The organism is Cyclobacterium qasimii M12-11B, from assembly GCF_000427295.1.
Lineage (GTDB): Bacteria > Bacteroidota > Bacteroidia > Cytophagales > Cyclobacteriaceae > Cyclobacterium > Cyclobacterium qasimii.
The window spans coordinates 1-1,633 of the sequence record NZ_ATNM01000119.1; the positions used below are offsets into that span (position 1 = coordinate 1).

The window sequence follows — 1,633 nt, forward strand, 5'->3', positions numbered from 1 at the left end:
ACGCGAACGTAATCGCTGGTCATGGCATCCCGACGGTCAATCTTGCTGTCGGTTATGAGCAAATCCATACAAAAAATGAAAAAATGCCGATCGAAGAGCTCGTTAAAACGGCAGAAATGGTTGTTGCCATTATTGAAGAGGCGGCAAAATATAAAAAGAAAACCCGAGTGCGATGGGACTGACCCCCGTTTTTGAGACAGGGATCAAAACACCTTTTAAACAGCCAATTGCCGATAATTTATCGGTGATTGGTTGTTTAGTTTCGTTTGAATACGAATATTGTTATAATAATGAATGTATTCTATGACAGTGCGTTCTACGATGGCGGTCGTGGTTCGATCAATGCTGTTAAGATAGAACGTTTCAGACTTTAGTGAGGAATGAAATGATTCGATGGAGGCATTATCAGCGGGTGTCCCTTTGCGGGACATGCTCATGGTAATGCCTTTTGTTTTAACAGCTTTCTGATACTCGTAAGATGTATACACAGATCCTTGGTCACTATGTAACACGCAGTTCTCAGGCAGTGTTGGCAGTTGATCAAGTGTGTGTAAGACAAAGTCTGTGTCCTGCTTATCTCCAATCGTAAAAGCAATCACTTCTCCATTATATACATCCAATATACTGGAAAGGTACAATTGTTTCTGTCCATAAGGCAAATACGTGATGTCTGTTACTAGTTTTTCAAGAGGATGATCAGACTGAAAGTTCCGATCTAATATATTGTCGACCACGGCATATGGCTGCCCATTCTTCTTGCGCTTTTTCACCTTAACCCGGCACTGCCACTGATTTTTCTGCATAATACGCTGAACCGTTTTATGGTTAATACACATTCTCTTTTTTAATATAGCTGTGATTTTTCGATATCCATATCGATACTGGTGCTCTCGGCACAACGTGCCGATTTGTTTTCTAAATGGCGCTTGGGATGATCTTTCTTCAGATTCTTCTTCCAACGATAATAAGACGAGCGAGAGATACCTAAATGAATACAGATATCCTGCACGGTCATTGTGCTGTGCAATTCTTCTACAAGTTCGACTGACGTTTGGCTATCAACTTCCTTTCCAATTCGTTGTACTTTTTTAACACTTCATTCTGTTGTCTCAGATATCGATTCTCTGCCTGCAGTTTCTCTAATTCGGAAGAATACTCCGGACCTTTTCCATAAGTGTATTGCTTACCAACAGGCTGTTCAAATCGATGTGTATCACCAGCCTTATACCATCTGACCCATGTCTTAATCTGCGTATTATTTTTGATATTCAACTCCTGCATGATCTCTTTCATAGGTACGCCTGCCAATCTCATTTCTACAGCCTTCTGTTTCACTTCAACCGGATAACTCACTCTTGTCCCCATAGAAAAAACACCTCCAAGTCTAATTTCGGATAACAATCATCCGTATTCAAACTTGAAGGTGTTTTTATTTGTCTCATCTTATGGGGTCAGTCCCTTTATGAGAAGGGTTTTTCTATTAAGATGTACCTTCCAAAAGTTCAGTTCACTCATCATACAGTCGATACTTCTTCCGGCCTGCTTCTAATTAATGGTAAAATCACTTTCCAAGAAAATTGCAAACATTGATAAAACGGCTAAGGATGCAATCGCCAATTCTGATTACACGTTT

Annotated in this window: 1 protein-coding gene and 1 pseudogene; one reads left to right on the forward strand and one right to left on the reverse strand. The window is 40.2% G+C overall.

Translation table 11 applies throughout. The features are described 5' to 3' along the window. Positions 1 to 182: hypothetical protein (locus ADICYQ_RS31245; protein WP_040416440.1), on the forward strand; the 182-nt coding region annotated here is incomplete at its 5' end. Between the two features lie 33 nt (positions 183 to 215). On the opposite strand, the pseudogene ADICYQ_RS31250 reads toward ADICYQ_RS31245, so the two are convergent. Continuing rightward, positions 216 to 1,365: pseudogene (locus ADICYQ_RS31250) on the reverse strand (IS3 family transposase). Positions 1,366 to 1,633 lie beyond the last annotated feature (268 nt).